27 protein-coding genes are annotated in these 25196 nt (G+C 65.5%); 9 read left to right on the forward strand and 18 right to left on the reverse strand.

The annotated features are described in order from the left end of the window. Nucleotides 1-3 precede the first annotated feature (3 nt). Complete coding sequence (locus SAC06_RS08170) at nucleotides 4-711, forward strand: exonuclease domain-containing protein (protein ID WP_350257805.1); 708 nt, start codon at nucleotides 4-6, stop codon at nucleotides 709-711. On the opposite strand, the gene guaB is transcribed toward SAC06_RS08170, so the two are convergent. Both guaB and SAC06_RS08180 read right to left on the reverse strand, forming a co-directional pair. Further along, complete coding sequence (guaB, locus tag SAC06_RS08175) at nucleotides 708-2228, reverse strand: IMP dehydrogenase (RefSeq protein WP_350257806.1); 1521 nt, start codon at nucleotides 2226-2228, stop codon at nucleotides 708-710. The two genes, SAC06_RS08170 and guaB, sit on opposite strands and share 4 nt — an antisense overlap. Before the next feature lie 62 nt (nucleotides 2229-2290). Then, nucleotides 2291-3532 (reverse strand): AGE family epimerase/isomerase, encoded by a 1242-nt coding sequence (locus SAC06_RS08180; RefSeq protein ID WP_350257807.1) that lies wholly within the window; start codon nucleotides 3530-3532, stop codon nucleotides 2291-2293. Between the two features lie 311 nt (nucleotides 3533-3843). Here SAC06_RS08180 and SAC06_RS08185 point away from each other — a divergent pair, with 311 nt between their 5' ends. Both SAC06_RS08185 and SAC06_RS08190 read left to right on the forward strand, forming a co-directional pair. Next, nucleotides 3844-4128 (forward strand): WhiB family transcriptional regulator, encoded by a 285-nt coding sequence (locus SAC06_RS08185; RefSeq protein WP_350257808.1) that lies wholly within the window; start codon nucleotides 3844-3846, stop codon nucleotides 4126-4128. An 85-nt stretch (nucleotides 4129-4213) separates the two neighbouring features. Next, entirely contained in the window at nucleotides 4214-5116 is a 903-nt protein-coding gene (locus SAC06_RS08190; protein ID WP_350257809.1) for a magnesium and cobalt transport protein CorA, read from the forward strand. A 56-nt stretch (nucleotides 5117-5172) separates the two neighbouring features. Here SAC06_RS08190 and groES read toward each other — a convergent pair whose 3' ends face one another. Further along, the gene (gene groES / locus SAC06_RS08195; protein ID WP_350257810.1) at nucleotides 5173-5466 is read right to left on the reverse strand and encodes a co-chaperone GroES; all 294 of its coding nucleotides are present in this window, start codon (nucleotides 5464-5466) and stop codon (nucleotides 5173-5175) included. Between the two features lie 182 nt (nucleotides 5467-5648). Here groES and SAC06_RS08200 point away from each other — a divergent pair, with 182 nt between their 5' ends. The 3 genes from SAC06_RS08200 to tsaD are packed head-to-tail and all read left to right on the forward strand — an operon-like array spanning nucleotide 5649 to nucleotide 9147. Next, nucleotides 5649-6860 carry a THUMP-like domain-containing protein gene (locus SAC06_RS08200; RefSeq protein ID WP_350257811.1) on the forward strand — a complete coding sequence of 404 codons (1212 nt, stop codon included), beginning with the start codon at nucleotides 5649-5651 and terminating at the stop codon, nucleotides 6858-6860. Between the two features lies 1 nt (nucleotide 6861). Continuing rightward, nucleotides 6862-8070, forward strand: a complete 1209-nt coding sequence (locus SAC06_RS08205; protein ID WP_350257812.1) for a glutamate--cysteine ligase — start codon at nucleotides 6862-6864, stop codon at nucleotides 8068-8070. A gap of 18 nt (nucleotides 8071-8088) precedes the next feature. Further along, entirely contained in the window at nucleotides 8089-9147 is a 1059-nt protein-coding gene (gene tsaD, locus SAC06_RS08210; protein WP_350257813.1) for a tRNA (adenosine(37)-N6)-threonylcarbamoyltransferase complex transferase subunit TsaD, read from the forward strand. A 359-nt stretch (nucleotides 9148-9506) separates the two neighbouring features. On the opposite strand, the gene SAC06_RS08215 is transcribed toward tsaD, so the two are convergent. From SAC06_RS08215 to SAC06_RS08255, 9 genes are all read right to left on the reverse strand, one after another. Next, nucleotides 9507-10250, reverse strand: coding sequence for a succinate dehydrogenase/fumarate reductase iron-sulfur subunit (locus SAC06_RS08215; RefSeq protein WP_350257814.1), 744 nt, complete (start codon nucleotides 10248-10250; stop codon nucleotides 9507-9509). Then, the gene (locus tag SAC06_RS08220) at nucleotides 10247-12226 is read right to left on the reverse strand and encodes a fumarate reductase/succinate dehydrogenase flavoprotein subunit (RefSeq protein WP_350257815.1); all 1980 of its coding nucleotides are present in this window, start codon (nucleotides 12224-12226) and stop codon (nucleotides 10247-10249) included. The genes SAC06_RS08215 and SAC06_RS08220 overlap by 4 nt, the downstream gene beginning before the upstream one ends. A gap of 19 nt (nucleotides 12227-12245) precedes the next feature. Continuing rightward, on the reverse strand, nucleotides 12246-12947 hold the full coding sequence (locus SAC06_RS08225; RefSeq protein ID WP_350257816.1) for a succinate dehydrogenase cytochrome b subunit: 702 nt from the start codon (nucleotides 12945-12947) through the stop codon (nucleotides 12246-12248). Nucleotides 12948-13142: 195 nt separating this feature from the next. Then, nucleotides 13143-13592 carry a ribosomal protein S18-alanine N-acetyltransferase gene (rimI, locus tag SAC06_RS08230; RefSeq protein WP_350257817.1) on the reverse strand — a complete coding sequence of 150 codons (450 nt, stop codon included), beginning with the start codon at nucleotides 13590-13592 and terminating at the stop codon, nucleotides 13143-13145. Nucleotides 13593-13595: 3 nt separating this feature from the next. Next, entirely contained in the window at nucleotides 13596-14267 is a 672-nt protein-coding gene (gene tsaB / locus SAC06_RS08235; protein ID WP_350257818.1) for a tRNA (adenosine(37)-N6)-threonylcarbamoyltransferase complex dimerization subunit type 1 TsaB, read from the reverse strand. A 3-nt stretch (nucleotides 14268-14270) separates the two neighbouring features. Continuing rightward, on the reverse strand, nucleotides 14271-14756 hold the full coding sequence (gene tsaE, locus SAC06_RS08240) for a tRNA (adenosine(37)-N6)-threonylcarbamoyltransferase complex ATPase subunit type 1 TsaE (RefSeq protein ID WP_350257819.1): 486 nt from the start codon (nucleotides 14754-14756) through the stop codon (nucleotides 14271-14273). Further along, nucleotides 14753-15949 carry an alanine racemase gene (alr, locus tag SAC06_RS08245; RefSeq protein WP_350257820.1) on the reverse strand — a complete coding sequence of 399 codons (1197 nt, stop codon included), beginning with the start codon at nucleotides 15947-15949 and terminating at the stop codon, nucleotides 14753-14755. Before alr ends, tsaE begins: the two co-directional genes overlap by 4 nt. A gap of 44 nt (nucleotides 15950-15993) precedes the next feature. Then, the gene (locus SAC06_RS08250) at nucleotides 15994-16893 is read right to left on the reverse strand and encodes a GRP family sugar transporter (protein ID WP_350257821.1); all 900 of its coding nucleotides are present in this window, start codon (nucleotides 16891-16893) and stop codon (nucleotides 15994-15996) included. A 29-nt stretch (nucleotides 16894-16922) separates the two neighbouring features. Continuing rightward, nucleotides 16923-17753, reverse strand: a complete 831-nt coding sequence (locus SAC06_RS08255) for an ADP/ATP-dependent (S)-NAD(P)H-hydrate dehydratase (RefSeq protein WP_350257822.1) — start codon at nucleotides 17751-17753, stop codon at nucleotides 16923-16925. A gap of 82 nt (nucleotides 17754-17835) precedes the next feature. Between SAC06_RS08255 and coaA the strand changes: the two genes are divergently transcribed. Then, on the forward strand, nucleotides 17836-18804 hold the full coding sequence (gene coaA, locus SAC06_RS08260; protein ID WP_350257823.1) for a type I pantothenate kinase: 969 nt from the start codon (nucleotides 17836-17838) through the stop codon (nucleotides 18802-18804). Here coaA and glmM read toward each other — a convergent pair. After that, complete coding sequence (gene glmM / locus SAC06_RS08265) at nucleotides 18801-20150, reverse strand: phosphoglucosamine mutase (RefSeq protein ID WP_350257824.1); 1350 nt, start codon at nucleotides 20148-20150, stop codon at nucleotides 18801-18803. The genes coaA and glmM overlap by 4 nt on opposite strands. Nucleotides 20151-20280: 130 nt before the next feature. On the opposite strand from glmM, the gene SAC06_RS08270 reads away from it, so the two are divergent. Together SAC06_RS08270 and SAC06_RS08275 are read left to right on the forward strand one after the other, a co-directional pair. After that, entirely contained in the window at nucleotides 20281-20643 is a 363-nt protein-coding gene (locus SAC06_RS08270; protein WP_350257825.1) for a DUF4190 domain-containing protein, read from the forward strand. After that, entirely contained in the window at nucleotides 20630-21064 is a 435-nt protein-coding gene (locus tag SAC06_RS08275) for a hypothetical protein (RefSeq protein ID WP_350257826.1), read from the forward strand. The genes SAC06_RS08270 and SAC06_RS08275 overlap by 14 nt, the downstream gene beginning before the upstream one ends. 21 nt (nucleotides 21065-21085) lie before the next feature. On the opposite strand, the gene SAC06_RS08280 is transcribed toward SAC06_RS08275, so the two are convergent. From SAC06_RS08280 to SAC06_RS08300, 5 genes are all read right to left on the reverse strand, one after another. Then, the gene (locus tag SAC06_RS08280) at nucleotides 21086-21994 is read right to left on the reverse strand and encodes a class C sortase (RefSeq protein WP_350257827.1); all 909 of its coding nucleotides are present in this window, start codon (nucleotides 21992-21994) and stop codon (nucleotides 21086-21088) included. Between the two features lie 349 nt (nucleotides 21995-22343). Continuing rightward, a complete protein-coding gene (rpsI, locus tag SAC06_RS08285; RefSeq protein WP_350257828.1) occupies nucleotides 22344-22835 on the reverse strand; it encodes a 30S ribosomal protein S9 in 492 nt (163 codons plus the stop codon). Between the two features lie 36 nt (nucleotides 22836-22871). Continuing rightward, complete coding sequence (rplM, locus tag SAC06_RS08290; protein ID WP_350259181.1) at nucleotides 22872-23315, reverse strand: 50S ribosomal protein L13; 444 nt, start codon at nucleotides 23313-23315, stop codon at nucleotides 22872-22874. Nucleotides 23316-23490: 175 nt separating this feature from the next. Next, nucleotides 23491-24399 carry a tRNA pseudouridine(38-40) synthase TruA gene (truA, locus tag SAC06_RS08295; protein WP_350257829.1) on the reverse strand — a complete coding sequence of 303 codons (909 nt, stop codon included), beginning with the start codon at nucleotides 24397-24399 and terminating at the stop codon, nucleotides 23491-23493. Further along, entirely contained in the window at nucleotides 24387-25148 is a 762-nt protein-coding gene (locus tag SAC06_RS08300) for an ROK family protein (protein WP_350257830.1), read from the reverse strand. The genes truA and SAC06_RS08300 overlap by 13 nt, the downstream gene beginning before the upstream one ends. Nucleotides 25149-25196: the final 48 nt, after the last annotated feature.

Below are 25196 nucleotides of genomic sequence, written 5' to 3' on the forward strand. Positions count from 1 at the left end.
ACCATGAACACTTGGGTAACCGCCCCTTGGCTGGGCTTTGACACGGAGACCACGGGCATCTCCCCCACGCGCGACCGAATTGTCAGCGCCGCCTCGGTGGTGCGCATCGGTGGCTTCCTTTCCACCGACCCGGATCAGGTCCAGACCTGGCTGGCCAACCCGGGGGTACCGATTCCCGATCGGGCCGCCGCGATCCACGGCATCACGACTGAGCAGGCGGTGCGCGACGGGCGCCCGGCCGTGGAGGTGCTGGAGGAAATCAACGCCACCCTGGCCGCCCACCTAAGCCAGGGCGGTCCCATCATCGTCTTCAACGCGGCCTACGACCTGCCGCTCCTGGCAGCCGACTCGGCCCGCCACGGGGTTCCCACCCTCACCGATCGCCTGGCAAGCTTCCCCGGTCCCATCCTGGATCCGCTGGTGCTCGACCGGGAGCTGGTGCGCAAGCGCCGCGGGAAACGGACCCTGGCGGACCTGTGTGCGGCCTACCGAATCCCGATGCCGGACGACCTGCATCAGGCGCACGTGGACGCGCAGTTGACCGTCACCCTTATGGCCGCGATTTTAGAGGCGAACCCGGGTTTGGGCAGACTGAGTGGACCGGAGCTGGTCGACTACCAGCGCGAAGCTCACGCCCGCTGGGCGCGTGAGTTCCAAGCCTGGCTGTCCCAGCAGGGTCGCCGGCAGCACATCGACCAGAACTGGATTTAGGAGGCACGCTCCGCACTGCGGTAGTTGGGTGCCTGGGAGGTGATGGCCACGTCGTGCGGGTGGGACTCGCGCAGGCCGGCCGAGGTGATCCGCACCAGGCGGGCCCGCTGCTGCAGTTCGGGAATGGTCCGGGCACCGGTGTAGAACATGGACTGGTGCAGGCCGCCAATCAGTTGGCGCACGTTGTTCGCCAACGTGCCTGAGTACGGCACCTGGCCCTCAATCCCCTCGGGGACCAGCTGGTCGTCGGTGGTGACTTCCGCCTGGAAGTAGCGGTCCTTCGAATAGGATTTCCGCCCGCGTGAGCTCATCGCCCCCAGGGAACCCATTCCCCGGTACGCCTTGAACTGCTTGCCGCCCGAGAAGACCAGCTCGCCGGGAGACTCTTCGCATCCGGCCAGCAGCGAACCCACCATTACTGAGTCGGCTCCCACCGCCAGCGCCTTGGCAATGTCGCCCGAGTACTGCAGGCCACCGTCGGCAATCAGGGGCACGTCGGCCGCGGAGCAGGCCCGCGCAGCCATGTCGATAGCGGTCACCTGCGGTACGCCGACGCCGGCCACCACGCGGGTGGTGCAGATGGAGCCGGGTCCTACCCCCACCTTGACGGCGTCCGCTCCCGCGTCAATCAGCGCCTGCGCCCCCTCCTGGGTGGCGACGTTCCCACCGATAATGTCGATGTTTTGGAAGTCCGGGTGATTCTTCAGGCGGGTGATCATTTCCCGCGCCAACTGCGCACCCCCGTTGGCGGTGTCGACCACCAGGACGTCAACCCCGGCGTCGGCCAGCGCCTCGGCCCGCTCCCAGGTGTCCCCCCAGTAACCCAGGGCCGCCCCCACCAGGAGGCGCCCATCCTTGTCTTTGGTGGCGTTGGGGTACTGCTCAGTTTTGACGAAGTCTTTGACGGTGATCAGGCCCGCCAGCTTCCCCTGGTCATCAATCAGGGGCAGTTTTTCCACCCGGTGCTTGGCCAGCAGGTCCTTCGCGTCTTCGCGGGAAATCCCGACCGGGGCGGTGATCAGCGGCATCGGGGTCATCACCTCGCCCACCGTGGTGGTGGACCACTTGCTGGAGGGCAGGAACCGCAGGTCGCGGTTGGTGATGATGCCGATTAGGCGACCGTCATTGTCCAGAACCGGCAGACCTGAAACCTTGTAGCGCCCGCACAGCTCGTCCAACTGGTCGATGGTGGCCTCTTTGGAGACGGTGACCGGGTCCTGCACCATCCCCGACTCGGACCGCTTGACCCGGCGGACGTGATCCACCTGCTCGGCAATCGGGAGGTTGCGGTGAATAATGCCGATCCCACCCTGGCGGGCCATCGCAATGGCCATCCGCGCCTCGGTGACCGTGTCCATCGCAGCGGAGACCAGCGGGATGCGCAGGGTTAGGTTGCGAGAGAGGCGAGCAGTCGTGTTCACCTCGCTGGGAATAACGTCAGTGAGCTCCGGCAGGAGCAAAATATCGTCGTAGGTTAGTCCGGTGCCAACAAATTTGTCTTCGCGATAGATCCCCATGAACCTATCTTAGTCACCGGTCGCCAACGCAAGCCCAGAGCCCAGCAGGTGGCCCGGGCCTCCTAGTCCCCGATTGGGGCGATATTTCCGCGTTTCAGAGCCGCTGCAAACGCTGGACTGGCGGGCAAAAGTGGCAGAATCAACATTTGGGCCACGTGGTAAGCGTCGGGCTTTCCCGGCCAGGTCCGCTCGGCCGGATGGTTGCTTGGATCCAGCTCGTGCCACCAACGGCCCGGGGCCTCCAGCAGGAACTGGTCGGCGTACTCGCCCCAGATCTGCAACTGGTCGGCCAACTCGGGGTTCTCCCCCAGCACCCGCTGCAGGACGATGTTGGCGCCCACCGCCTCGCACAGGACCCAGTGCATCCGCTCGCGCACCACCGGGTGACCGTCAAAGTCGGTGGTGTAGATGAAGCCGGGCTCCCCGTCGACCTGCCAGGAGTCGGCGTCGGCCGTGCGGAACAGCTCCTGGGCTCCCCGGAGCATCCACGCGGGCGGCTCCTCTCCGCGGGCCACCAGCGACTGGCGGGCCTGAAGCATCAGCCGCGACCATTCGAAGCCGTGGCCGGGGGTGACGCCGAACGGGCGGAACGGGTGGGCCGGCTGGTCCTCGTTGTATTCGGGCAGCACCTGCCAGTCGGCGGTGAAGTGCTCGGGGATCCGCCACCGGTGCACTTCGGCCTGCTGGGCCACGAAGTGCAAGATCCCGACAGCCCGGCGCAGGAGCTGCTCATCCCCGGTCAGGTCGGCCGCCGCCAGGTAGGCCTCGGTGGTGTGCATGTTCGCGTTGATTCCGCGGTAGTCCTCGGTCCGGGTGAACTCCCGATTCCAGGACTCGCGCACCCGGCCGACCTCCGGCTCGAACCAGTACCGATCCTGATTGTCCAGGGCTTCCGCCAGCAGGTCGCCGGCTCCCTCAATTTCTGCCGCCAGGGCCGAGGTGGCCGCCAAAATAACGAAAGCGTGGGCGTAGGCCGCTTTCGACTCGTCCACCACCTGATTGCCGGTCAGGGCGACGGCCGAGTACCAGCCGCCAAACTCGTCGTCGTGGAAGGCCCCCCGGAGCGAACGCACGCCGTGTTCGGCCAGTTCGCGCGCCCGGGGGTAACCCAGGAGGTCCGCGAGGGCAAAGACATGGGTCATCCGGCAGGTGATCCACAGCTCGGCCGGTCGATCGGGCACCACCTGACCGTCGGGCCCCAAGTAGCCGAACCCGTTGTCAACCCGGGCCCCGGTGGCAAACTCGAGCAACGCCGGAAACTGCCGGCTGTAGTCCAACGCGGGCGGGGTTTTGATCCGATCCATCAGCGGCTCCTTTGGTCTGGCGGGGTCGCTTCCATCATACCCGGGTCCCCGTAGTGCCACCCGGCCCCGCTTGTCAAGACCTACTCGACGACTGTCTGTATCTTGAACGCCTTTTTTGCCATTCATTTGTTAACAAACGGGCCTTCTTGGGTCCAAACGGGCAGCTCACGGCGTGTTGCCGCGGTTTTGGCAACAGTGATTATTGTAGTCAATCAACGATGAACTTGTCATATGTAATGCCCGTCGAGTAAAGTCGTACTACCAAAATGAAATAGCAACTACAGTTGCTTCATTAGAGAGGAATGGAACCTGTGAAGGATCTCTCCAGGCTTCCCGGACCGTTGATGGAAAAGTGGGATTGGCAGTACGACGGCGTCTGTCGCGACTTAGACACTGAAATGTTCTTCCACCCAGAGGGTGAACGAGGCGCTGCCCGACGTCGACGAGCCGCAGCTGCCAAAGCCATCTGTGCCACCTGCCCGGTCCTCGAACAGTGCCGTGAACATGCCCTTTCTGCCCGAGAACCCTACGGAATCTGGGGCGGCATGACCGAGGAGGAACGCCGCATCTACCTGGGGAGGCGCGCCGCTTCCTAGCCTCGATAGAATCGTGACCGTCCGGATTTGCGTCAGATCCGGACGGTCATCTTTTTCTCGGCATTGAGTAGGAAAGTAGGCAGAAATGAGCCCTCACTGGTCGATCGGCCCGACAAGCGTGTCCGTGCTGACGAGGCCCACTGCCCACCAGCTCGGCGAGCTAGCTGACAGCTGGAACCTGCACCCGGTTCTACGCGATGCCCTGTACGAGCCCCACCAGCCCAAATGCGAACGCTACGACGACGTCCTGTACCTGTGCCTGCGCGCCACCCAGTACCTGGATCAAACGGAAGCCGTTGAGCTGTCCTCCGTCCAACTGCTTCAGCGCGGCACCGAGGTGGTGCTGGTGCTACCCGAAGGCAAATGGTTGGATGGGCAACCTTTCACCGGTACTTTCGAGCAGGTGCCAGCCGACTTGCAGGCGGTGGCTAACCTGGGTCCGGGCGGGTTCATCTACTGGCTGACCGCCACCCTCACCGACGGGTTCCACCCGGTCCTGGACGGGTTGGAACTGGACCTGGAGCAGATCGAGTCGCAGGTGTTCAACTCGAACGTGCGGGTGTCGGAACGGATTTACCGCCTCTCCCGGGAGGTGATCGAACTGCAGCACGCGGTGGGGGCTCTCGGGCGGATCCTGCCCCACCTGGAGGACCTGATTGGGCAGTTGGAGCTGACCACCTTCTTCTCTGACCTGGAGCACGAGTTGGCCCGCGCTTCGCACCGCGGCCAAGCCCTGCGCGATTCCCTCTCTCAGATCCTGAGCGTAAACGCCACCCTGGTGGCCGAGCGGCAAAACGACGACATGAAGAAGATCTCCGGCTGGGCTGCCATCCTCTTTGCCCCAACCCTGGTCGCCGCCATCTACGGAATGAACTTCACCCACATGCCCGAATTGCACTGGGTGTTCGGCTATCCCCTCGCGGTGGCGCTGATGGTGGTCTTCTCGGTCGTGCTGTACACGCTGTTCAAGCGGAAAGACTGGCTCTAGCGGGCACCAAAAAAAACCCGGCCCCCAATTGGGAGCCGGGTTTTGCTTTAGTCTGGTTAGCCCAGCTTGGCCAGCACGTCGCGGGCGGAGAGAATCAGGTATTCCTCGCCGTCAACGGTGACTTCGGTGCCCCCGTACCGGCTGTAGATCACGGTGTCCCCGACGGCTACGTCGACGGTGATCCGGTTGCCGTTGTCGTCGATGCGGCCCGGGCCTACGGCCAGCACCTCACCCTGCTGGGGCTTTTCTTTGGCGGAGTCAACCAGAACCAGGCCAGAGGCGGTGGTCTGCTCGGCTTCGGCCTGGCGGATGACGATACGGTCCTCAAGCGGAGTAATGGAGATCGACACTGTCGCACTCCCTTTCTGTTTCTGTCTAGATAAATCCGGTCCTTCGCCCCTGTCGTCGCGGTGCCAGGTTAGAAGAGTGAATGCGGCGCTGGGCCGCCTTCTGATGTCAAGTTTAGGCACCGACTAGCACTCTGACAACCTGAGTGCCAAGTTTCACTGAGGGAGTATGTCACGATAGACCCATGACATCCTCCGTACAGCTGCTGGCGCAGCCGGGACCGTGGCAGCAACTGCAGTACCTCCAGTCCGAGTTGGGCGAGGCGGCCACGGATCCAACCACCTGGCCCAAGCTTGGGCAGGCGTTGCGCCAGGCCGGCCACGACCCGGAGCTGGTGGTGGCCCTAGTCTCCCAGCTCCAACTGCGAGCGGAGGCGCGCGGAAAGTTTGGGGAGAGCGCCCAGCACATGCTGTTTACCCGAGCCGGACTCGAACAGGCCACCCGCTTTCAGGTTTCGCTGCTGCACGCCCTCCGATACGCGAACGCGGGGGTCAAACGCGTGGCTGACCTGGGGTGCGGAATCGGCTCGGACGCATTGGCGTTGGCCACCACCGGCCTGGAGGTGCTGGCGGTGGACCGGGACCCAGAGGCTCTGGCCGCAGCGGCCATCAACCTGCGCGAGTTCCCGAAGACTCAGGTGCTCGAAGCTGACGTGATGACCATGCCCCGACCGGAGGTGGACGGAGTGTTCTTGGATCCGGCTCGGCGAAGCCACGACCGGCGCCTGTTCCGGCCCGAACAGTGGTCACCCCCCTGGGACAAGGTGACAGAGATCTTCTCGTGGGGCCTGGCCGCCGGGGTGAAACTGGCTCCGGGCATCGACCACCACTACCTGGGGATCGGCTCCCACGCGCAGTGGCTCTCCTATGACGGCGCCCTGGTGGAAGCCTCGCTCTGGTCCACCCAGTTGGCTCCGGAGGGCCCCGGCCGCTCGGCCCTGGTCTACCACCACCACACGATCGACGTCCTCTCGGAAGAGTGCGCCCCGGACGCTCCCCTGACGCCCGCCCCGGTGGGGGCCCTGGAGCAGTACCTGTTCGAGCCGGACCCGGCCGTGATCCGCGCCGGCCTGCTGGCCCGGCTGGCAGACCTAACCGGCACCCACCTCGTCCACCCCAAAATTGCCTATCTCTCCGGGCCCAGCCCCACCGACTCGCCCTACTGGACCGGGTTCGAAGTCTTGGCGGAGGTGGCCTTGCGCCCGAAAGTGGTCAAGCGCCAGCTCCGCGAGCTTGGGGCGGGACCGGTCGAGGTCAAGAAGCGGGGAGCCGACGTGGATCCAGCCCAGCTCCAAAAGCAGTGGCAACAAAAGGCGGGCATCCCGGTCGTAGTTTTCGCCACCCGCGTAGGATCTTCCCACCGGGCGATTATTGCCCGGCGTCTGAAGGGAGCCTGACTTGGAAGAAGCCACCAACCACCTCGATTTTGCCCCCTCCCAGCGATCCACCGTCGGGGTGGAATGGGAACTGCAGCTGGTCGACATGGATTCAAACGACCTGCGTCAAGCTGCCAACACCGTGATCAAGCAGGCCTGGCAGGTCCCGGAACTGAAACCGCTCGTGCACCGGGAGATGCTGCTCAACACGGTGGAAATCGCATCCGGCGCGCATACGAAAGTGAGTGACTGCATGCGCGACCTGCGGTTCGCGGTCACCTCCCTGCGCCCAAAAACCAACGAGCTTCGGGCCGACTTCGCCGCGGCCGGCTCGCACCCGTTTGCCCAGCCCGCCTACCAGCGAGTGACAGATTCTCGCCGCTACGCGGAACTGGTCCAACGCACCCAGTACTGGGGCCGGCAGATGCTCCTCTACGGCGTCCACGTTCACGTCGGGGTGGAGTCGCGAGAAAAAGTCCTCCCGATCATCAACACGCTGCTCACCTACGGCGGCCGGCTCCAGTCACTCGCGGCTTCCTCTCCCTACTGGGCGGGCCAGGACACCGGTTACGCCTCCAACCGGGCGATGGTGTTCCAGCAGCTGCCCACCTCCGGGATTCCGCGCCAGTTCACCCACTGGGAGGAGCTGGAACGCTACGCCGCCGACATGAAGAAGGCGGGGGTGATCTCAACCTTCGACGAGGTCCGCTGGGACATTCGCCCGTCGCCCCACCTGGGGACAGTTGAGATCAGGATTTTCGATGCCTGCTCAAACATTCGCGAGGTGGAGGCGTGTGCATCACTGGCCCACGCCCTGGTCGACTACTGCTCGTCCCTGGTTGACGCCGGCGAGGAGCTGCCGCGCCTACCCGACTGGTTCATCGAAGAAAATAAGTGGCGTTCGGCGCGCTACGGCCTCGACGCGCAGCTGATCACCAACGCCAGTGGCCAGACCGAACACGTGCGCGACTCCCTCGCGAACCTGGTGGAGCAACTGCGGCCCACCGCCCGCGAACTTGGCTGCGAGCCGGGGCTGGAGCTGGCGTTGGAAATCCTCGAAAAGGGCGGTTCCTACACTCGCCAGCGGGCAGTGGCCGCCGCTGTTCCCGAGAGTCCCCTCGATGCGGTGGTCTCGCTCCTGCGCGCGGAGATGCAGGAGGATCGGCCCCTCACAGCCGAAGAGTTCCTCGATACCCACTGGGCGGACGCTGCCCGAGGCGGAACCCGGTAGATGGCGTAAACTCGGGTCGTGGCAAAAAAGGTAGTGCTGGGAATTGAATCGACCTGTGACGAGACCGGGGTGGCGGTAGTCCGCGGCGATGAGCTGCTGGGACAGTGCACAGCCACCTCCATGGATCAGTTTGAGCGATACGGGGGCATCATCCCCGAGATCGCTTCCCGTGCTCACCTGGAGAGCTTCCTGCCCACGCTCGATCAGGCGCTGCAGGACGCCGGCGTCACCCTGGATGAAGTCGATGCCCTCGCGGTGGCGGCTGGCCCCGGACTGGTTGGGTCCCTGACGGTCGGGATCTGTGCGGCGAAGACCCTGTCGGCCACGCTCGGCCTGCCCCTGTACGGGGTCAATCACGTGATCGGACACCTGGCGGTGGACGCGCTGGTTGACGGGCCCTTCCCGGAGCGGTTCATCGGCCTGGTGGCCTCCGGTGGACACTCAAACCTGCTTCTGATTGAGGACATTGCCCTGTCGGTGCGCGAGTTGGGTGGCACCCTGGACGACGCTGCCGGGGAAGCATTCGACAAGGTCGGGCGCCTCCTGGGTCTGCCCTATCCCGGCGGTCCCCACGTGGACCGGTTGGCGCGGCAGGGTGAGCCGGACGCGATCACCTTCCCGCGCGGATTGGCGCACGCAAAGGACCGCTACCCCTACGACTTTTCATTCTCCGGCCTCAAGACTGCGGTCGGGCGCTACCTGGCCGCCAACCCGCTCCCGGAGGAGGACCGCGAGGACGACCGCGAGCAGGCGGTCGCTAACATTTGCCGCGCCTTCTCCGAGTCGGTGAACGACTCGCTCACCGCTAAGGCAGTTCAGGCCGCCAAGGACTTCGACTGCCCAACCATCGTGGTCGGGGGCGGATTCGCCGCCAACTCCCGCCTGCGAGAACTGCTGGTTGAGCGCGCGGATCAGGCCGGGGTGGAGGTGCGCTTCCCCCCAATGAAGCTGTGCACCGACAACGGCGCACAGATTGCCGCCCTGGGGTCGGCGTTGGCCGAGGCGGGCGCTCCCCCCTCGCCCATGGACTTTGGCCCAAGAACTGCGATGGACCTGTCCCAGACCTACGTGGCGTAGGCGGGCTGGGCGCGGCGGTGGCTGCGGGTGTTGGTGCGGGTGCGCCGGGAGGCTGGCAGGGGTGAGCTAGTCCTGGCAAACCCAGTGCCTGCACGCCCAAACCGGCCCAAACACTGGCAAACCTAGGGTATACACGCCCAAACCGGCCTAAACAGCCCACGTTTGCCAGCACTTGACCACGTTTGCCAACACCAGACGCTGGCAAACATACCCAAACACTGGCAAAACCCGCACCCACACGCCCAAACCGGCCCAAACAGCCCACGTTTGCCAGCATTCAGACCAAGAACACCGCCCACCCCACCCAAAACAGAAACGTCCCCCAGATCAAGGACCTGGGGGACGCTCCGTGCAGCTGACTAGACGCCCTTGATGACAGCCTTTCCAAGCTGACGGTTCAGGGTCGCAATCACATCCAGCGGAATTTCCTTCGGGCAGACTGCGGAGCATTCACCAATGTTGGTGCACCCGCCGAAGCCTTCCTCTTCCATCTGGTTCAGCATGTTGACCACGCGGGACAGGTTCTCCGGGTGCCCCTGCGGCAGCAGGCCGAGGTGGGTCACCTTAGCGGAGGTGAACAGCATCGCCGAGGCGTTCGGGCAGGCCGCCACGCACGCACCACAGCCGATGCAGGCCGCCGCGTTGAATGCGAGGTCCGCGGTCGGCTTGGGCACCAGCTGCGAGTGCGCCTCGGGGGCGGCACCCGTGTTGACGGTGATGTAGCCACCGGCCTGGATGATCCGGTCAAACGCGGACCGGTTGACCACCAGGTCCTTGATGATCGGGAAGGCCTCGGCCCGCCACGGTTCAATCGTGATGGTGTCTCCGTCGCTGAAGGTGCGCATGTGCAGCTGGCAGGTGGTGGTCCGCTCCGGACCGTGGGCGATCCCGTTGATCACCACGCCACACTGGCCACAGATGCCTTCCCGACAGTCAGAGTCGAACGCGATTGGGTCTTCCCCCCGAGCGAACAGCTCCTCGTTCAGGATGTCGAGCATTTCCAGGAAGGATGAATCCTCGGAGACGCCCCGCACCTCGTATTCGTGCATGGCTCCGGGAGCATCCGGGCCATTTTGTCGCCAGACTCGTAGTTTCAGGTTCACTTGTAGCTCCGCTGTTTCAGCTCGATGTTCTTGTAAACGAGGGGTTCCTTGTGCAGCACGGGCGGCTGGTTGTCACCCTGGTACTCCCAGGCGGCCACGTAGAGGAACTTGTCGTCGTGACGCAGAGCCTCCCCTTCCGGGGTTTGCGACTCGGCGCGGAAGTGACCACCGCAGGACTCCTCGCGGTGGAGCGCGTCGATGCACATGAGCTCGCCGAGCTCCATGAAGTCGGCGACGCGGCCGGCCTTTTCGAGGGACTGGTTCAGTTCCCCAACCGCCTTGCCCGGAACGCGCAGGTTCTTCCAGAAGTCCTCACGCAGTTCGCGGATCAGCTCGATCCCCTTGCGCAGGCCCTCTTCGGTCCGCTCCATCCCGCAGTACTCCCACATGATGTGGCCCAGTTCCTTGTGGTAGGAATCGGCCGAGCGGTTACCGTTGATCGACATCAGCTTCTCAACTCGCCCCTGGGCCGCCTCGCGAGCAGCCACCACGTCCGGGTGGTTCTCGTCGAGCTTGGGCAGGGTGAAGGCGTGAGCCAGGTAGTTGCACATGGTGGCCGGCAGAACGAAGTAGCCGTCAGCCAGTCCCTGCATCAGCGCCGAGGCGCCCAGCCGGTTGGCACCGTGATCAGAGAAGTTAGCTTCCCCGGCCACGTACAGCCCGGGCAGGTTCGACTCCAGGTCGTAGTCGACCCACAGCCCGCCCATGGTGTAGTGAACGGCCGGGTAGATCCGCATCGGAACCTCGTAGGGGTTCTCGCCGGTGATCCGCTCGTACATGTCGAACAGGTTGCCGTACTTGTCCGAAACGGCTTTCTGTCCGAGGCGCTCGATGGCTTCGGCGAAGTCCAGGTACACGCCGCGGCGGGCCCCGTTCACTTCCGGACCCACCCCGCGTCCCTCGTCGCACATGTTCTTGGCTTGGCGCGAGGCGATGTCGCGCGGAACCAGGTTGCCAAAGGCCGGGTAGATCCGCTCCAGGTAGTAGTCGCGGTCCTCTTCGGGAATGTCGCGCGGGTCCTTGGTGCAGTCCTCGGCTTTCTTCGGCACCCAGATCCGACCGTCGTTACGCAGCGACTCCGACATCAGGGTCAGCTTCGACTGCTGGTCCCCGTGCTGAGGGATGCAGGTCGGGTGAATCTGCGTGTAGCAGGGGTTCCCGAAGTAGGCGCCCTTGCGGTATGCGCGCCAAATGGCAGTAGCGTTGCAGCCCATGGCGTTGGTGGAGAGGAAGAAGACGTTGCCGTATCCACCCGAGGCCAGCACCACGGCGTCAGCCAGGTGGGTCTCCATCTCACCGGTGGTCATGTTGCGGGCGATGATCCCCCGCGCGCGACCGTCGGAGACAATCAGCTCCACCATTTCGTGCCGCGGGTGCTCGGTGACGGTCCCGGCTGCCACCTGGCGCTCCAACGCCTGGTAGGCGCCGATCAGCAGCTGCTGACCGGTCTGGCCGCGAGCGTAGAACGTACGGGAAACCTGCACCCCACCGAAGGAACGGTTGTCGAGGTAGCCGCCGTAGTCACGGGCAAAGGGCACGCCCTGCGCCACGCACTGGTCAATGATGTTGGCCGAAACTTCCGCCAACCGGTAAACGTTGGTTTCCCGGGAACGGTAGTCACCGCCCTTGACCGTGTCGTAGAAGAGGCGGTAGGTGGAGTCGTCGTCGTTGCGGTAATCCTTGGCCGCGTTGATGCCGCCTTGGGCGGCGATCGAGTGCGCGCGCCGCGCCGAGTCCTGGTAGAAGAAAACGTCTACGTTGTAGCCCTGCTCCCCCAGGGAGGCAGCGGCGGCCCCACCGGCCAGGCCGGAGCCGACCATAATGATGCGCAGCTTCCGCCGGTTGGTGGGATTGACCAGGTCCACGTGGTTTTTGCGGGCCTGCCAGGCCTGAGCCAACGGCACATCCATCGGCGCCTTCGTGTCGGCAATGTCCGCACCTTCCCGGTACAGACCTTTAACTAGTTGATCACTCATTTGGTTTTCGTCACCGCTTTCAGGAGATCATCCCGGTGGCAATTGCCAACGGTGGAAGCATGAACATTAGGAAGATGATGGCGGCGATGACTCCGGAGAGGCCAACCATGAACCGCCGGGTCTCTTTGCGAACCCAGCCGAGCGTCTGGAACGCCGACCAGAAGCCGTGCCCGACGTGGGCGGCAACCACCAGGATGAACACCAGATAAACCACGAACATGAACGGGTTCTGGAACGTCCCCACCATCCGCGCGTACGGGCTGGGCTCAACCCCGCCCCAGGTGTTGACGGTCAGGGTGGTGAAGTTCAGCAGGTGGAACACGATCAGCAGAATGAGCGCCACCCCGCTGAACCGCATGGTGCGGGCCGCGTAGGCGTCCACCGCGGTCTTCTTCACCACGTACCCGTGGCGGCGAGCCACCTTGGCGTTGTACCAGACGTAGAACGCCGCGAAGATGTGGATCAGGATCAGGGCCAGCATGACAACGCGGAACACCCAGATGAACCCACCGTGGGGGAAGATCGGGTAGAACGCGTCGTGCTTGAGCCATTCGGCATAGTGGTCGTACGCCTCGGGACCGATGAACATCTTCAGGTTGCCGTAGGCATGGAACAGGAGGAATAGAACGAAGAAGAGTCCGGAGATGGCCATGAGCTGTTTAATAAACACACCCGTGGTCCATGCTCGCCGCTTCTTGGTTGCGACAGTCTTTGTGGCCATGTCTGTTAGGTTACCGGCGACTCCAGCCGCACCCGTGGGACCTCGGCCCGACTGCGGCCCCTGCCTTGGGGTCGGAAACGTTTTTCGGCGAGTCATCGCCATTTATTAACAGAAAAGCTGACGTAGCTCACAATGATTCTGGCCACACTCGTGTCGCCGACGTCACCGATTATGTAACAGGAACCGTTTCGAAAATCACCGACCGACTAGCTCCAACCCCATCCGGAGTGCATCCTCGGTCGGGTGCCGGTAGTAGGCTCGCACCCGGCCCAGCTCAATGAATCCGCAGGACCGGTACAGCTCGTGAGCGGCCCGGTTTGAGGCACGCACCTCCAGGAAGATCCGCTCGCACCCGTGCTGGCGGGCCTCCTCGATCAGCTGCTCGGTCAGGGCCCGCCCCAGCCCCTGGCCGCGAGCGGCCGGCACCACCCCGAGGGTCATCAGGTCGGCATCCCACACGCCCGCGATCCCCCCGTAGCCGAGCAGTTGCCCACCTTCCTCGAAGGCACCCAGGTAGTAGCGGTGCGGCCCGCTCAGTTCCTCGGCCAACAGTTCGGGGGACCAGGCCTCCTGGGGGAACACCTCCTGTTCGAGGCGAACCACCTGATCCAGGTCACCCAACCCCAGCTGGCGGTAGGCGACCATCGGTCAGGCCTGGGCCCCGTGAATATCCGGGCGACGCAGGTAGAGGGGCTGAGCGGGCAGGTCCTCCCCGCGAGCCAACCCGGCTGCCACCAGGCGGGAGGCCACGGCCGCGTCCGCCTCGTCCACCGGCCCGACCGAGGCGGGCAGGACGGCTCGAACCAGGTGGGCGCCGGGCCCAACCAGGACCGCGTCACCCTGGCGCAGCTGCGCCCCCAACGACTCTGGGCGCCCAACCGCGGGCGCGGACAACTCCTCCAGCCCGTTCGGTCCGGCCGCCCGGTACCGGGCCCAGTACACCTCTTGGCGCCGCGCGTCGGTCACAGCCAGCACCTCGTGCCCGTCGGGCAGCAAATCCAGCGCCCCCCGGGCGACAATGGCCAAACTGGGGACGCCGTACAGTTCCACCCCGGCGGTGCGGGCGAAGACCTGCGCGGTGATCAGCCCGGCCCGCAGCCCGGTGAAGGGGGCCGGGCCGGTGCCCACACACACCCGATCCCAGGGGGCACGCCGGATCGGACCGTCAATGCCGGCCGCCCGGCAGACCGTCTCCAGCAGGACCCCGAGTTCCTCCGCGTGGCGACGCGGGTTGTCCTCCCGGGCCCGAGCCAGGACCGCTCCGTCCTCCACCACGGCCACGCTGGCTCCGGCCGACGTGTCCAAACACAGTTCAAGCATGGGTTAGTTCTCCTTCGCGAGCCGCTCTGCCCAGTCGGCCCCCACGGGCTTCAGGGTGAGTACTCGGCGTTCGTCTGCCGCCACCGTCCAGTCCTGGGTGGCCGCCTCGGCCAGGAAGTCGATCTCCAAGCGATCCTCGCTCAGCACCTCAGCCTTCCCTGCGCCCCATTCGACCACCGTCACCGAATCGGCCAGCGAGGTGTCCAAATCCAGCGTCTCCAGATCCAGCTCGTCCTGGATCCGATAGGCGTCGACGTGGATCAGGTCGGGCCCGTCACCGGCCGACTCGTGAATCCGCGCCACAATGAAGGTGGGGGAAACCACCGGGCCCCGAACGCCAAGCGCCTCCGCCAGCCCCTGGGTGAAGGTGGTCTTGCCCGCCCCCAGGTCACCGTGCAGCAGCACCAGGTCGCCGGCGCGCAGCATCCGCCCGAGGCGCCGGCCCAGCTCGCGGGTCTGTTCGGCCCCTTCGCTGATCCAAGTTGTCACGGCTGGTCCTCCTGGTGATAGTGCCGAGAAATTGTCGGCGCCAGCCGGGTGACAATTTCGTAGTTGATGGTTCCGCAGGCCCGCGCCCACTCGTCAGCGCTCGGTTCGCCCGGACCGGACCCGATCAGGACCGCCCAGTCGCCGACGCGAGCCGCGGGCTCGTCGCCCTCCCCCAGGCTGATCACCACCTGATCCATGCAGACGCGCCCCAGGATTTGGCTGAGGAACGGGCCATCAACCGTTTGGACGGTGACGGGTGCCGAGTTGGAGCCGTGTCGGGGAATGCCGTCGGCGTAGCCGAGGGGAACCAGTCCAACCCAGTGGGGCCGCTCCGCCCGCCAGGTGGCCCCGTAGGAAACCCCGGCCCCGGCCGGCAACCGTTTGACCAGGATCACGGGCGCACCCAGGCTGAGGGCGGGGCGCAGGTTCAGGTCGGCGCTGGACGCCACCTGCGGATTGGGGCTGAGGCCGTACATTCCGATCCCAACCCGGACCAGATCGTAGTGGGTTTCGGGGTACCAGAGGGTGCCCGAGGTGGCCGCCAGGTGGCGCAGTTCCGGCTCCAGACCGGCCTCCCGGGCCTGGGCGAGCGCCCGCTCGAACCTGGCCACCTGCCCGGCCATGGTTTCGTGTCCGGCCTCCGTGATGTCGTCGGCCTCCGGCAGGTGCGACCAGATCCCCTCCACGGTGATGAGCCCCTCGGCTTCCAGCCGGGCCGCCACCAGGGCCAGGTGGGCGAAGTCGTCCCCCCGCGCGCCGCCTCGGCCCATGCCCACGTCAACTTTGAGGTGGATGGGGGCGGTCAACGCCAGGGTTTGAGCGGCGGCCGCAATCGATTCCAAGGTAAACGTGGACGAGGCGGACAGGTGGAGCCCCGCAGACAGGGCGGCCTCCCAGTCCTGATTGGGGGCGGCCAGCCACGCAAACACCCGGGCGTCCCGCACCCCGGCCCCGGTCAGCTCGGCCACCAGTTTGAGGGCTTCGTTCACCTGACTGACGCCGAACCAGCGCACCCCCGCCTCGTAGGCGGCCAGGGCCACCGGTCCGCGGCCATGGCCGTAAGCATCCGCTTTGACCACGGCCATCAGCTGGGAGCCGCGGGCCCGCTGCTGCAACGTGCGCAGGTTATGCCGGATTGCCGCTAGATCCACGTCAATTTGGCCTGGGAAATGATCACTGCCGCTGTTAGTCACGGGGACCATTGTAGACCTCGGGGGCGTGGCGGGCCCCGGTCAGCTCAGCCTGCGTCCAGAGCTTTGGCCACTCCCACCAGCACCGCTCCGCCGATCAGCAGCGCGATCCCCAGCGTCATCAGCCACAGCTCCCGCCGGGTGCGACGCTCCTTCAAGATAATCACGCCCCCGGCCGCGGAGATGATCACCCCGAGCTGAGAGAGGGTGAACCCGGTGGCCACCCCGACCCGGGCGATGGACACCTGCATGACGATCACACCCAGGCCCCAGAGAACCCCCGGGATCATCTGGCGCACCGTGTTGATGGACCAGCGGGTGTCGACCGGGCCCAACTCGGGCGTGAAACGCGGGGAGGTGAGCACCAGCGCCCCCGCCAAGGACCCGCCAATCAGCGGGAGGAACACCTGCAGCGGATCGACCGAGTAGTAGCGCAGCAGCAGAATGTAGCTGGTCAGCCCAAAAGTTGAGATGGCGAGCGCCAGCAGGCCCCGGCCCCAATGCAGGTCGGTGGCGCGAACTTCCCGCCGATCCGACCAGTTCGCCAGGACCACGCCGAGGGTTACCAGGGCCACCCCGGCCAGTCCCACCGGCAGCGCTCCGGGCCGGCGCCACTCCGCGAACATGATGATTCCCATCACCGAGAGGACCACGATCTGGCCGGCCGTGGAGATCGGCATCGCGCGCGAAACCCCCACGTGGTAGAAGGACTGGATCTGATAGTGGATCCCGATGGCCAGCAGGATGCCGGCCACAAATCCAATCAGGGCTGCCTGCCAGGTCAGCCCGGCCGCAAAGAACGGAACCGAAACCAGGGCCACCAGGAAGCCGCCGCTGATCTCCCCCAGCGTCTGCTGCCGGTTGTCCCCACCCAGGTACATGATGATGATGGCCAGGGGCCCAAAGAGGAGGGAGGGAAGGATCGCAATCAGCAGGTCCACGCGCACCGCGCCTTTCTGCAACTAGGTTGGTCTGCTCACCCCCGCGGCAGGCTCTGCCAGGCGGGAGCCAACCCTCGGATGATGTCGCTGGCCCGGATTGGGTGGGTCGGTGCCCCCGCCGAGGTGAGCCCGGCGGCATGCGCGCCCGCCTCCCCGTGGAGCCAGACGGCCGCAGCGACAACATCCCCCAGATTAGCAGTCGTTTGGGCCTGCCAATGACGGGCCAGCACCGACCCGATCACCCCGGCCAGGACGTCCCCCGCCCCTGCCACCCCGGGCCAGGCGGTGCGCGCCCGGTATTCCCAGACCCGGTCCGGCGTGGCCACCAGGGTGCGCGCACTTTTGAGGACCACGGTCGAGCCGGTGGCCCCCGACAAAGCCCGGGCCGCCTCGGTCAGGTCAGTCGGCAGGGGCCCGCCCCCACCCACCTGCTCCCACAGCCGGCGCGCCTCCCCCGGGTGCGGGGTGAGTACCGCGGGGGTACCCACCTCGGCCCGCAGTCCCCGGTCCAGCAGCGCCCCCGCATCGAGCACCACCGGGCCCGCGTGCTCCGCCAGCGCTTGGCGAGCCGGATCCCGCAAACTCTCATCCCAGCCGCAACCGATCACCAGCGCGTCGGCACCCCCGGGTGCCAGCACCACCTCGGGAAACCGGGACAGCACCAGGTCGGCGGCCCGCTCGGAGCCGGCAAATCGAACAAACCCGGCCCCCGCCCCGAGCGCTCCCCCAACCGAAAGTACCCCCGCCCCCGGATAGGTCGAGGAGCCGGTCACCAGCGTGACCGTCCCGCGGGTGTACTTGTGGTCGGCCTCGGTCGGCTCGGGCAGCAGGTCGGCCACCTCACCCGCACTCAGAACTCGGTTCATCAGAAACGCTCCCTTTCTCCCCGAGTCGGCCACCCCCTGAACCCAGTTTTCGGATTCGGGACGCTAAGGGCACAATATGAGGGTGGAATTTGTCGACGAAATCCCCGGGGGACGAGCCCCGGTAGCTCCTTTCGAGGAGTTTACCCGAGCCCAGTGGGCCAGTTTGGCGACCCGGACCCCCCTCCCGCTGACCGAAGAGGACGTCGAGCGGATTGCCTCCCTGGGGGACCCAATCGACCTGGCGGAAGTGGACGCCATTTATCGGCCACTTTCAGCGGTGCTCCAATTGTACGTCGACGGGATCCGGCGGATCGGAATGCAGCAGCGCACGTTGCTGCGGGGGCCGGCCCGCCCACCCACCCCGTTCGTAATTGGTGTCGGCGGCTCGGTGGCGGTCGGCAAGTCCACGGTCTCCCGCCTACTGCGGCTACTGCTCTCCCGCTGGCCCCGGACCCCGCAGGTCGAACTGGTCACCACTGACGGGTTCCTGTTCCCCAACGCGGAGTTGCAGGCTCGCGGCCTGATGCAGCGCAAAGGCTTCCCCGAGTCCTACGACCGGGCCGCCCTGCTGAAGTTCGTCGCCGAAATCAAGAGCGGGGCCGAAGAGGTCACCGCCCCCGTCTACTCCCACGTCACCTACGACATCGTCCCGGGCGAACAGATCGTGGTTCGCCGCCCGGACATTTTGATCGTCGAAGGACTGAACGTGTTCCAGCCGGCCCGGGTCGGACCGGACACGCCCGGGGTGTCCCTGGCTGACTACTTTGACTTCCGCATTTTCGTCGACGCGGAGGTGCACAACATTGAGGAATGGTACGTAAACCGGTTCCTGCAACTGCGCGGGTCCGCGTTCACGGATCCGCACTCGTACTTCCACACCTACGCGGACCTGTCGGACGCGGAAGCGATCAGCACGGCGCGCGGCATTTGGCGGAGCACCAACCTGCCGAACCTGGTTGACAACATTGCGCCAACGAAATCGCGGGCCACCCTGGTGCTCCATAAGGACGCATCGCACCGAGTGGCCCGCACATTCCTGCGGAAAATCTAGAGCGCCAGGTGTTCCCGGACCGCCTCCACCAGGCGGTTGGCCGCCTCGTCCGCCTGGTCCTGGGTGGCGGCTTCCACCATCACCCGGACCACCGGCTCGGTCCCGGAGGGGCGCAGCAGCACCCGCCCGGTGTCGCCCAGGTCGGCTTCCACCTCGCGCACGCGGGCCTGCAAGCCGGGATCGTCCACCCGCTGGCGGTCGACCCCCGGGACGTTGATCAGAGTTTGGGGCAGGCGCGGAATGTCGGCCACCAGCTCAGCCAGCGACCTACCCGACTCTTTGATCACCCGAGCCAGCAGCAGCGAGGTCAAGATTCCATCCCCAGTGGTGGCGTGGGCCGAGGCGATCACGTGCCCGGACTGCTCCCCACCGAGGGAGTAGCCGCCCTCCAGCATGGCCTCAAGGACGTAGCGGTCCCCCACTGCGGTTTGGACTGTCTTCACCCCCAGTTCCTTCATCGCCAGCAGCAACCCCAGGTTGCTCATCACGGTTACCACCAGGGTGTCGTCGTGCAGTTTTCCCTGCCGTTTCAGGTCCAGGGCCAGCGCCCCCATGATCTGGTCCCCGTCGACCAGGTTCCCGGCCGCATCCACCGCCAGGCAGCGATCCGCATCGCCGTCGTAAGCCACCCCGAAATCGGCGGCGGCCGACACGGTGATGGCCTGCAGCTGCTCGGGGTGGGTGGAGCCGCACGCGTCGTTGATGTTGCGACCGTCAGGCGAGGCGTTGATGACGACCACGTCGGCCCCGGCCGCCCGCAGCGCCTCCGGGCCGAGCCGAGAGGCACCCCCGTTGGCGCAGTCCACCGCAATCCGGAGGCCCGCCAGGTTGGCGCCGCACGCGCGCACCAGGTGCTCGACGTAGGTTTTCTCTGCCAGTTCCGGGTCCTCCCAGATTTCCCCGACGTCGGCCCCAACCGGGCGCTCCCAGTCCTGCCCAAGCAGAGCCTCAATTTCGTCTTCGATTGAGTCGTCCAGTTTGAAGCCCCCGTGGGCAAAGAACTTGATCCCGTTGTCCGGCATCGGGTTGTGCGAGGCGGAGATCATCACCCCGAGGTCAATGTCAGGCTCGTGAGCGGAGAGGAAAGCCACGGTCGGCGTGGCCACCACCCCGACGCGGACCACATCGACGCCGGCGGCCGCCAGGCCCGCCGCAATCGCACAGTCGAGGAACTCACCGGAGACGCGCGTGTCGCGCCCAATGACCGCACGAGGCTTGGATCCGTCCGGCTTCCGTTCCCCCGCCAGGCGCCGACCGGCAGCCTCTCCCAGGTGAACGGCCAATTGGGCGGTGATGGTTCGGTTTGCCAGTCCCCGCACGCCGTCTGTGCCAAATAGTCGGGCCATAGGTTTGTCTCCTCACATTGGTCCCTGCTGGTGGCGCAGGAGCGCCAACCGGTAACATTATAGCGACGAGAGCGGCGCGGCCCCCGGAAAACCCGCGATCACCGTCCGCTGACCAGGCAAGGTGAACGAATTGACTGACCCGACTAATCAGGGCCTCCCGCCCCAGGCACCCACCCCCCAGCAGCCCACCTACCCCTCACCCCCTCCGTACCCGCCAGCGGGGTACGCCCAGCCGCAGACCTACGCCTATCTGCCGGTGACACCGCCAACAGACGGTTTCTCGGTGGCAGCCCTGGTGCTCGGCATCCTTGGGTTCAACATCATCGCCATCATTTTCGGAATCATCGGCCTCAACCGAACCGCCGACGGTCGCTACAGCGGACGCGGGTTCGCCATCGCCGGAATCGTCCTGGGCGCCGTCTACCTGGTGGCCATCATTTTGGCCTTCATCTTCTTCTTCTCGATTATGGGAGCCGCCCTTGCCACGGGGTAAGCGCGGATGGCTCTGGTTCGGACTCGGCGTCCTGGTGCTCGCCCTGATTGGCGGCACCACCGGGGTCCTCTCGCTCACATCGGGCCGAACCGAATCTCAGGCGGTCGAATGGCAGACCGCCGCTGACAACCTGGCTTCTGAGCTGACGAAGGCCGACGCCACCCTGCTGGAGGCGGAGGGACACCCGGACGCGGACGAGGCGGCCAACCGCTTGCGGGGGAAGATCACCCGGATCGTGCTGGACTATCAGGGCCTGTTCTCTCAGGCCGGGGAAGGCCAACCGTTCACGGTCCAGGAGGTGCGCGACTCGAACAAGACAGCTCAGTCGACCACCAGTTTGCGCCGCGACCAACGGGACCTGGCTGAGGCTCGCCAGCAGGTCAGCGATCTGCTGGGCTCACCCCAATCCGGGGACAACTAGTCCGCTTTTGGGCCCCGAGCTCTACGACTGTGTTTTCCGGCTGGGCTTTGACTTTGGCGGGTAGCCGGAGCGCCAAATCAACAGCCCGCCCCCGATTACAGCTGCGCCCAAAATGACCGCCCACCAGGGGAAGCCGGGCAAATCTGAGTTGTTCAGGGCGCGGTCCACCTCCTCGGCGGGGGTGGGCATCACCCGTTCCCCGGTCACCAGCACCCGATGAGTGTTGATTCCCAACGGGGTGCAGGTCACCAGCGTGATCAGGTCGCGCCCCGGCTGGGGGGCAATGGTTTTTGTATCTTCGGGTTTCACCACCTGAGTGCTGACCACTCGATAGGTCAGCACCTCCCCGAGCACCTGCACGGTGAAGGTGTCGCCGACCTGCACCTGATCCAGGTGGTCAAACATGGTGGCCGAGGCCAAGCCCCGGTGTGCAGCCAGCACGGCGTGGGTGTCGGCTCCGCCCACCGGCAACGCGGTCCCTTCCAGATGTCCAACGCCCTTCAGCAGGACTTCGTCGCTCGTCCCGTGGTAGATCGGCAGATCAACCTCGGCGGCTGGGAACAGGATGCGCCCCAGCGGAACGTCCGGCTCGGACAACAGGTGCCAGTAGTCGAAGGTTGGATTGGCTGAGCCGTCAGTGGTCGGCTTGTGCTCCCCCACCGTCAGGGCGCCGCTGGTCAGCGCCTGGTTGTAGGCGTGCGCCTCGGCAAGTCTGTCCTCATTGTGGGGATACGGCTCCTGCAGCACACTCTGGTTGTAGCTGCCGATTAGTTGCGACTGATGGTACTGGGACCACCAGGCCGCCGTGCTCGGGTACATCAGCACCCCCACCCCAATCAGACCCATCAGCACGATCAGGGTGGCAGTCCAATTGAACTTCCACGGACGCCGCAACCGGGGCGGGCCGGCCACGTGGGTGGGTGCTGTCAAAGTTGGGATCGGAGTCTCCTTCGCCGGGGCGCTGTCGAACCTATCCTACCGACTGGCCCCGCCCGCCCGGAACGTGGCCTCGACAATAGGGTCCAGAGAGGTTAGGACCGGAGCCGCCGCCAGTCGAGTCCCAAACATAATGGACCACTCACCTAGACATTTGCGACCATCGTTGTCAACGAATTAATCATGCCCTTGTGCCTAATTAGTAGTCTTCGCAGGTCCAGGCCGCATTGCCCCTGCAACCATCGGTTTGGGCTGATCGCCACCACAACCGCGGTCTCCCCCGCCTGCCCGGGGACAGCAAAAGGCCCCCTCACCGATGTGTGGGGGCCTTGCTGGCGCCAATTTAGCGCTTGGAGTACTGCGAGGCCTTGCGGGCCTTCTTCAGGCCGGCCTTCTTGCGTTCCACCGCGCGCGAGTCGCGGGTCAGGAAGCCAGCCTTCTTCAGGGTGGCGCGGTTCGCGTCGCGATCAATCTCGTTCAGGGCGCGGGAAATACCCATCCGCAGGGCCCCGGCCTGGCCGGAGATGCCGCCGCCGCCAATGCGAGCGATCACGTCAAAGCGCCCGTCCACGTCCAGCAGGACGAAGGGGGACCGAACCAGCTGCTGGTGCAGCTTGTTGGGGAAGTAGTCCTCCAGGGTGCGGCCATTGATCTTCCACTGGCCGGTACCGGGGACCAGTCGCACGCGGGCGACAGCTTCCTTTCGCCGTCCCAGGCCAGCGCCCGGAGCGGTGATGGACTGCCCGGCGCCCTGGGGGGCACTGGGGGTCTCGCTGGTGTACGAGCTGGGGGCGTTCTCCTCTTCCAGCTCGATTACTTCGGTGGTCTCTGCCACGTCTCTCCTCAGGTATGTGATTCGGTCGGCCAGAGACTACTGGGCGATCTGCTTGATTTCGTAGGGGGTCGGCTGCTGCGATGCGTGCGGGTGCTCGGCACCAGCGTAGACATGCAGCTTCTTCGCCTGAGCCCGGCCCAGGGAGTTGTGAGGCAGCATGCCGGTGACGGCCTTTTCAATGACCCGCTCGGGATTCTTCGCCATCAGCTCCCGGTAGGTGACCGACTTCAGACCGCCGGGGCGGCCGGAGTGACGGTAGGCCTTCTTCTGATCCAGCTTGTTGCCGGTCAGCACGACCTTGTCGGCGTTAATGACAATGACGTAGTCGCCCATGTCCATGTGGGGGGCGAAAGTCGCCTTGTTCTTGCCGCGCAGAATAGCCGCAATCTGTGCCGACAAGCGGCCGAGGACCTGATCGGTGGCGTCGATAACGTACCACTTCTTGTCAGCATCCCCTGCTTTGGGTGAGTAGGTGCGCACTTGCGAAACCTTCATTTCTTTCATCGTTGGAATCCACCGCCATCCGGCGGGACGTTAGCAGCGGATTCGCTGGAAGATAGCTGCGTGTGACCCGGGCGCGTCGGAAGCGAGTGGGAGAAGCCCCGAACGCAGGCCGCACAACGGAGTTAAGTCTAGCTACGGGACCGGGACTGGGTCAAAGGCTTGGCGGAACTGTGCCCGATTCCTCACTGTCGCGTCGGCGGCGAGCCTCCCGCGCCCGTTCGGCCCACTGTTCACGAGGTGGATAGTCCACCCCGACTAGGGTCAGGCCGCGAGCCGGAACCACCGGGACCCCCCACTGGCGCGAGGGGTGGCGCACCAGCTCTGCCAGCCAGTCCAGCGTCCGGTGCCCCCGCCCCACCTCGACCAGCGCCCCGACCAGGGTGCGGACCATCGAGTGACAAAAGGCGTCGGCCGAAACTTCCACCGCCAAGGTTCCATCCGCCTCGTCCCGGGTGACGGTCAGGTGACGAAGGGTTCGGATGGTGGTGGCGCCTTCGCGGGGCCGACAAAACGACAGGAAATCCCACTCTCCACACAACTGCTGGGCTCCGGTGTTCATCAGCTCCTGATCCAGCTCGCTCGGACTCCACCAGGTGGACCAGCGGCTGGCTGGATCCCGGAGGGAGGACCGGTCGGCAATCCGGTAGCGATAGTGGCGGGCAGTGGCGCTGAAGCGGGCGTCAAACTCCTGAGAGACCGGAGTAATACTTCGCAGGACAATGTCACCGGTTCCACCGGGCCGCTCCGGAAAACTCCCCTGGCGCCAGTACCGGTCCTCGAGCCGGTCCAGGAGCCCCTGGAGGCGGCGGACGGTCAACTGGCCCGCCTCCGCCTCGTTCACGTCCAAGTGAGCCACCTGGGCGGCCGCGTGGACACCCGCGTCGGTCCGGCCCGCCACCGTCAGCTGGACCGGACGCCGCAAGACCGTGGCCAGGGCTTCCTCCAGGTCACCCTGAACCGTCCGTAGGCCCGGCTGCGCGGCCCACCCGTGAAAGAAAGTGCCGTCGTAAGCCAGGTCCAGGCGCAGGCGCTGAAGATCGGCCACGCTCAGTCCTGCCATTCCCAGACTCGAACACCGCCGAAGATCCCCGCATCGTTGGGCACGATCACTACGTCGTCACCGATCTTTTCGAGGTGGCTCTGCGTGATCCGTTTGGAGTTGCCCCCGCCCAGGTAGAGTCGATCCCACAGGTACATCGGTCGGAGGCCGTCAACAATCCGGCGGACCCGGCGCGACCAGTGGGCGTCCCCCAGCCGGAGCCGCTCGTGCTCCCCAATGTAGGAGTCGTAGGTCAGGCCCCAGCGCACAAACCCCTGGGACACTTCCACGTGCGGAGCCAGGTGGCCTGAATCAAAAACGGCATTGCCCAGCCCGGTTCCCAGGGTAATGATCATTTCCAGCCCGGTCCCGGTGATCACCCCGGCCCCGGCCACCTCGGCATCGTTGAGCACCAGGGTCGGCAACCCCAACTGCTGATGAACGGCCAACTGCATGTCGAAGTTCTTCCACTCTTCCACCAGGCCCGGAATCACCTTGGATCGGGGGCCGTCCTTGGTGATGTAGTGCGGGGTGGCAATCACCCGGCCGTGGCGGATCATCCCGGGCATTCCGACCGTGATCCGGTCGGCGGCGGGCAGATTGTCAGCGTGGCGTTGGACGATCTCCACCAGCAGGTTCGGCGGCAGCGGGTAGGGGGTTTGGATCCGCTGGGCGGGGGCGGCCAGGTTCCCATACTGGTCCACCACCGAGCCTTTGATTCCTCCCCCACCGCAGTCGATGCACAGGGTCAATACCGGTTGACTGGTCATGGCTCCATCGTAGTTGGTTCGGTCCGGTCCTTGCCCTCACCTGGGTCG

Origin of the sequence: Scrofimicrobium sp. R131, from assembly GCF_040256745.1 — a bacterium.
GTDB classification, from domain to species: Bacteria; Actinomycetota; Actinomycetes; order Actinomycetales; family Actinomycetaceae; genus Scrofimicrobium; species Scrofimicrobium appendicitidis.